Below are 6,842 nucleotides of genomic sequence, written 5' to 3'. Positions count from 1 at the left end.
AACACAAGTCCGTTGGTTGACAACACAAGTCCGTTGGTTGACAACACAAGTCCGTTGGTTGACAACACAAGTCCGTAGCGATAGAGTACGCAATTACAAACCGCTATTGCCACGATCGCAATTCATCAATGGTGTTACGAATTAGGGAAGTTATTTGAGCGCGGCGGGTTTCAAAGTTGGCGGCGATATAAATCAGTAAAATACCGAGAAACAAGCCAACAACCCATTTTAAAAATGAGTACTGCAAGCTGAAGATTACCGATTGATAGATAGTAGTAATTACAAAAGTAGCTGTACCAATGTAGAGAAAAGCCCGCACTCGCAAAGCTAATCCGGCGAAAATGGCAATAAGGCTAAAAATTCCCGGTATCCAAGGCGTGTCTTGATGAAATAAAATTGCCCAGCCACAAATTAAACCACTACCTAGCAACCGCAGGCTATGACGAACTATTTTAGATTCTGGTAGTTTCAGTTGTGTATCTACTTGAGCAATATAAAGTAGTGATAACCCAAATGGTGTTACGTACCACAAAGCTTCGCGCAGATACAAACTATACAACCAACGGTACAGCGCCCAATCAACCAACGCTACACTAATATAGGTAAAACGGATGTTTTCACCCACTTTTGCTAAAAAGATGTAATATCCAGCGGTGAGTAGTAAAGCGATCGGGTAAACTTGCAGTCTAGTTTGCCATAAAATTATTAGTGGTAAAACGTATGCAGCTTGTTGCCAAGGCCTTTTAGACCAGCCCCAATTTTCCCAAGGTAGGATATACAGAAAATAGGCGGCTACAGAGGCGATCGCAGCATTCCAGGGAAGTAATTGTGTAGTAAATAAACGCCCTATTGGCATTTCCAGCAATAAAAGACTGATGACACCCGCCTCTAATAAACCCAGATAAACCCAAATTTCATCTGTTGTCATACCCCAGGCTGAAGACGCGGATTGTTCGGGCGATCGCTTTCCCTGAAAAATCGCATACCGAACCAAAAATACCCCAGTTCCCAATCCCACCAAACGGTTAACTCCAATGGGAACTGCAATGGCAGCCATTAATAAGCAGCTACTCCAAGCCCAGTGAATATCGGCTATGCCTTTGAGTTCTTGGGGAGTTAAGCGTAAGTAGCCCATTAGCCAAGGGGAGAGGATGCGATAGGCATACATGATACTGGCACCAAGGGCAGACATGGCAATCAATCCATCGCCTAATGCTCCTCCTGAAGCTTGTAACATTTGATAAAACAAAAGTTCGTAGGCAGAAATTGATACGCCAATAATTCCTAAATACAGCAAGGGTTTAAAGTCTTCCCGGCGTCGTCCCACACCAATGATAATTAAAGCTACACCCAAGGAACACAAACCCGTCCAATCTGTGAAGGTGTTTACACGCAGGAATACACTGAATACACCATAAATTAATGGCAGAATGTGAAAGCTGCTAGGTAGCCTTTGTAATTGATGTCGTCTTCGCCACCACTCTCCTACAAACTGAGCCAGTAAACCCAAGGCGATATTTGCGATCGCCATCCTAATAATCGATGGCTCCCCAAACCCTAATGCCTGGGCTGTCAACAATTCCAAACACCAACCAATGCCATAAAATGCCCAATTTGTTGGTTGTCGCCAACTGCGATAGACAATGCCTGCCAAAGTGATACTAGTGGCAATTAAGTACAAAAATCCGGAACTAGTCACTCCTCGATAAATCAGGACTGAGTGCAGCGTCAAACCAAACAACTCATAACCACACAAAGCGATCGCCCATTTATCGCTAGCGGCTGCATAGACAAGGGCTAATTCGTTACCGCGTTGCCTGAGTGCTGTCCGGATTAACCATAAACTTAAAGTGGCGATCGCTCCCACAACAAACCAACCAGCCACCGCCAGACGAGGCAAACCAGGTACACCCGTCCACAGCACCACTCCAATAAAACTTAGAACGAATCCTTCTGTGATTACCGCAGATATTTGGTTACGTAAATAGCGCGTATTTACCAACATTAACCCCGCAGCCACAGCCAAACTGATTAATCTGGTTCCTGGTAGCTGTAAAGTAAGTAACTGAACAATTCCCACAGCCAAGATACTTAAGTAACAGGTAATAGTCCGATTCTCTATCCTTGTGGCACTGGCAACACCCGTGAGAGCTATGGGCGTAACTAGCCAAATAACTCCCCAATTAGCTCTACTATCAGCCATACCATACCAAGATGATTCTGCATTCATCCACAAGAGCAAAAAACTAACGGCGGCTAATCCTAAACCGATGTCCCATGCACTACGTCGCCATATTCCATTTCCCAGGCTAAATCTCCATTCTGCAACCATCAAAGCCAATAAAATGCTTGCCCAGGCTTCTCTACTGAGTGCTGGGAATAACCAATGAATGCAAGAACAAAACGTCAGTACGCCGATGATGTGAGTTAGGTATACCAGGGGAGGTGATGGGGCAGGGCGGCGTTTGGTGACAAAGGCGAGGGTGATGGTGGAAAATAGCAGATTTAGCGATCGCAACGTGGGATTGACTAGGGCGACGGTTGTCAGAAAAGTTCCTAATAATAAAGTCAGTAGTTCGCCAAACTTAGCCAATTCTCGCTTTTGGGCGCGATGCAAATTATCTGTGAGTGCCACCATCAAAATTACGTAGGGAAATAAAACTACACCCAGCAACGCCCAAGGTTCCTTTTGAGAATTTGTCAGTTGGGTGGCAGTAGCGATCGCTAATTCCTGTAAGCGATCGGGTACTAATCGCCAAGCCAGCCAAATTGTCTGTAAACCAATAACAAAAACTGCCGCTAAGTCAATTTTTAAACTGTAGCGTTGCAAGCGATTTCCCACAAACCACAAACCCAAACCACTCACAGCGATCGCTTGCCAGGGATAATTAATTACTGATACCAGCCAACCCAGCAAGAGTAAAATTGCACCAAGTCTTTCCCACAATAGGGGAGATGAGGGGGATATTACTGTTACTTCCTCATCTCCCCCTGCCCTCTCCCCTCCCTGCTGTGCTAACCAAGTTACCAACCAGCCGCAAATACCAATAGCTAAACCCAATTGCGTGACATTTACCCCAGCAATAAAAATCGCCCGCACTAGCAGGATGACTAAAGCATAAATAATTACTGTAGTGCGTAAACTAATACTTAACTTATGGCGATCGCTTGCATTTTCTACATATAAATAACGATTATCCAGGACGGTAATGATAGTTGTGGCGATCGTTGCCAGATAAACAGCAATTAAGGGAAATCCCTTTAATTGCCAACCCCAATGCAGATAACTCAGCCCCAGAATATTTAATATAGGTAATTTAGCGGTATGTAAATTGGTAAAAACAGTACGATTTTTGGAGATTAAAACAGTAATAGCAGTTAGGGTAGGGCAGGCGATCGCAACTACAATCCAATTCAAAGGATTTTGCCATAACCCAAAGCTATCCATAGCCCAAAAGTTCACTGGCACTAACAACAGAGTGACAATCAATAATGTCTGAGCCGTCAATCTCAAATTGTTTTGCCTAGTCGCCCAAAAGCTTAACCCCCAGAAACTCAAAGTGTAAGCAAATAAAACTCCATACTGTCCAGAAGCAGGAAATTTCTCCCATTGACTAGCAGCCAGTACCCCAGAGGACACCACTACTAAAAATACTCCTAGAAAAAGCAGCCAACGGACACTCAATTCTGCCCCTAGTGACTGCAACATTGTGCTAATAAAGTTGGGTTGAGCTGGTGTTTCTGGCAGTTTTCTAGGGCTACTAGCTTGTAAAGCTGCTACAGACAACTGTTCCACAGGATCAGAAGTTGCAAATGTTACTTTAGTTTCAACTTGAACCTGAGGTTGTAACACCACCTTACAAACGAGAAATTCTCGGCATAGCTGCCTGACTTGGGAATCGGATATCAAACCCAAGCGCACCCATATATCAAGTCCTTCTAATAAGTGAGGATGGGAAGATGGAAGTCTGATTTCAATTTTTAGCGGGCGCTCAAGGGGCGATGACATAAGCCGCAACAATAGAGGTATCTACTGAAATGATGGATTAATTAAAGTATATTTTTGCTCTAAATTTCCCGCTTATAAGCTAATTGATATTAATTTTTAACGTCAGTCTCCAACGGAGGCGTACCAAGAAGAAGGGCTAAAGAAACAAAGTAGCATATTAAAATTTTCTCAATATCTTGTGGGGAGGGCATCTTGCCATTGGTGTCAAGTTAAGAAAAATAACAAGACTTCAGTGGCTCCAAGTCAGGAGGGGTCTGAATCCCCTTCTGACTTGTTCCTTCTGCCCTCAGCATAGCTGCCTTCTGCCTTCTTCAAGCAGTAGACCTCTTGCAAAAGTAACTTTTGCAAGAGGGGGGAAAGGGAAAAGGTTAAAGGGAAAAGGGTTTTTATTAGCCCTTTCCCCTTTACCCCTTACCCTTTTCCCCACTTCTGCAAGAAGTCTAATGATTTATCCGCTGATGTTGCTGCGCCGCAAGGTCGCTTGACATCTCGGCATCTGCTTTCACTTGACACCAATGGCATCTCGCCCGCCCATAAGCAAGGGCGGACAAGATGTCCACCCCACAATATTTGATAATTTATTTCTTGGTAATCCCAAAATTAATGACACAGACCACTAGCTCGATTTATTGGATGAGTGTTTTTAATACAGATAATATTCCTTTAGTGTACTCATTCTCTTCTATTCGAGAATGTAATTTTTTAGCTTCGCTTGTGGCATTTCCTACTAAATAACCATGTTCAACTGCTTGAAGCATTTCAATATCATTGCCACTTTCACCAAAAGCTATGGAGTTTTTATAGTTGATATTCGTCTGTTTTAAAATAAAATTAACTATATCTTTTTTACCTGTTCCCGAAGGTGTAAAATCCACATCATAGCAATTTTCGGGGTCTCCACATAAGGGATTACATTGGCTAATATTCACTGAAATACCAGCCTTTTTAGCTATATTTTTTATCTGCAATATTGCCTGTGAATCAACTTCCTTGTTTTGTTGATGGTAATAGTAATTTTTTAAGAAACAAGAATCTTGTATTTGAGGTTGCGGTGTCAAATGAATATCATCTAATTTTAAGATACTAACTAAATTGTTAACTAATTTTTCTGAAAACCCAGTTTTTTTGAGATTATTCTGCCATATTTTATCTTTTTCACCGTATTGTTTTTGATTGAAATACGTTAGCTCAGTACCCAAACTACTGGCAATAAAATTAGGTAAGACTTTTAAACCATATTTATTTATTTTCGAGAATATTGAAGTTAAACTACTGCCAGTCACCCAACCCAAAATAATTTGTTTTTCATAGCTTTGGTTTAATAAATACTCTTCTAGTTCATTGCGATCGCTTTTATGGCACTCTTCGTTTTGGTGAGCCAAATAAGTTTCGTCAAAATCTGTAAAAACAACATATTTTGGTTGTGGAACATAAGGTAATAGCTTGGTATGATATTCGTGAAATTTCATATTATTTGTAGTTTCGTATGTTTTAATGCCAAGTAGAGCTTCTTTCCTAATACTTGTCGGTTAAGGGAAAAAGGCAAAGGGTAAAGGGAAAAGGGCAAATCCCTCCTTTTCCCTTCTTCTTTCCCTTTCCCTAATTACGAGTCAAAAATGCACAAAGCGAGCAATATTGATTCCTAAGCTATTGTCACATCTGGCGATAAGTAAACATCTTGAATGGCGTGAAATAGTTTGACACCTTCTTCAAAGGGACGCTGGAATGTCTTGCGCCCAGAAATTAATCCGGAACCACCAGCGCGTTTGTTAATGACGGCGGTGCGAACTGCTTCGGCGAAGTCATTTTTGCCGGTGGCGCCACCAGAATTAATCAGCCCCACACGTCCGGAGTAGCAATTGAGTACTTGGTAACGAGTCAAATCAATTGGGTGGTCAGTTGTCAATTCTGTGTAAACTCGTTCGTCAGTTTTGCCATAACTCTTACCAGTAGCTTTGACAACTGCTCCATAACCATTGTTGCATTCGGGTAACTTTTGTTTTATGATGTCGGCTTCAATGGTTACACCCAAATGGTTTGCTTGTCCGGTGAGGTCGGCTGCAAGGTGATAATCTTTATCTTGTTTAAAAGCGTTGTTCCGCAGATAGCACCAGAGAATGGTCGCCATCCCTAATTCATGGGCGCGTTTAAAAGCTCGGCTGATTTCTTGAATTTGCCTGGTAGACTGGTCTGAACCAAAATAAATTGTTGCACCAACCGCGGCCGCCCCTAAATTCCAAGCTTGTTCGACATCAGCAAATAATATCTGGTCAAATTGATTGGGGAAGGTCAGCAATTCGTTGTGATTGATTTTGACAATAAAGGGAATTTTATGGGCATATTTTCGTGATACGATACCCAAAACTCCCAAAGTAGTCGCAACAGCGTTGCATTCTGCGGCGATCGCTAACTTCACAATATTTTCTGGATCGAAGTAAATCGGATTCGGCGCAAAAGACGCAGCGGCGGAATGTTCGATACCTTGGTCTACCGGGAGAATAGACAGATAACCTGTGTTTGCCAAGCGACCAGTAGAATAGAGTAACTGAAGATTACGCAATACTTGAGGATTGCGATCGCTATTAATCCAAATTCGATCTACAAAATCCGGTCCCGGCAAATGCAATAAATCCTTAGAAACCTTTGCTTTGTAGGTAAGCAGGTCTTCTGCCTCTTTACCTAGCAATGACTCGATAGAATTAGTCTCTATGAGCGTTGTAGTCATAGCGTTTTCCTCAAAACTTGAGCAAATGACCTTGCCTTTAAGATAGCATTTTAGTCAGAATTCAGAATTGGTGAATTCAGAATTGAGGACTCAGAATTCTGAATAGTT

The 6,842-nt window shown here is 42.2% G+C and carries 3 protein-coding genes; all 3 read right to left on the bottom strand.

The window, feature by feature from the left end; genetic code table 11:
- Nucleotides 1-103 precede the first annotated feature (103 nt).
- Nucleotides 104-4,009: a DUF2157 domain-containing protein gene (locus tag ACM0OY_RS11025; RefSeq protein WP_414568896.1), complete on the bottom strand. Its 3,906-nt coding sequence runs from the start codon at nucleotides 4,007-4,009 to the stop codon at nucleotides 104-106.
- 626 nt (nucleotides 4,010-4,635) lie between these two features.
- Nucleotides 4,636-5,478: an HAD-IIB family hydrolase gene (locus ACM0OY_RS11020; protein WP_414568895.1), complete on the bottom strand. Its 843-nt coding sequence runs from the start codon at nucleotides 5,476-5,478 to the stop codon at nucleotides 4,636-4,638.
- 173 nt (nucleotides 5,479-5,651) lie between these two features.
- Nucleotides 5,652-6,734, bottom strand: coding sequence for a class I fructose-bisphosphate aldolase (locus ACM0OY_RS11015; protein WP_414568894.1), 1,083 nt, complete (start codon nucleotides 6,732-6,734; stop codon nucleotides 5,652-5,654).
- Nucleotides 6,735-6,842 lie beyond the last annotated feature (108 nt).

This window comes from Nostoc sp. CCY 9925, from assembly GCF_963920935.1.
GTDB lineage: Bacteria > Cyanobacteriota > Cyanobacteriia > Cyanobacteriales > Nostocaceae > Nostoc.
This window is presented reverse-complemented; position numbering and strand designations above follow the sequence as displayed.

Coding starts and splice junctions, on each gene's coding strand:
- ACM0OY_RS11025 (WP_414568896.1), bottom strand. CDS start 4,009: ATGTCATCGCCCCTTGAGCGCCCGCTAAAAATTGAAATCAGACTTCCA.
- ACM0OY_RS11020 (WP_414568895.1), bottom strand. CDS start 5,478: ATGAAATTTCACGAATATCATACCAAGCTATTACCTTATGTTCCACAA.
- ACM0OY_RS11015 (WP_414568894.1), bottom strand. CDS start 6,734: ATGACTACAACGCTCATAGAGACTAATTCTATCGAGTCATTGCTAGGT.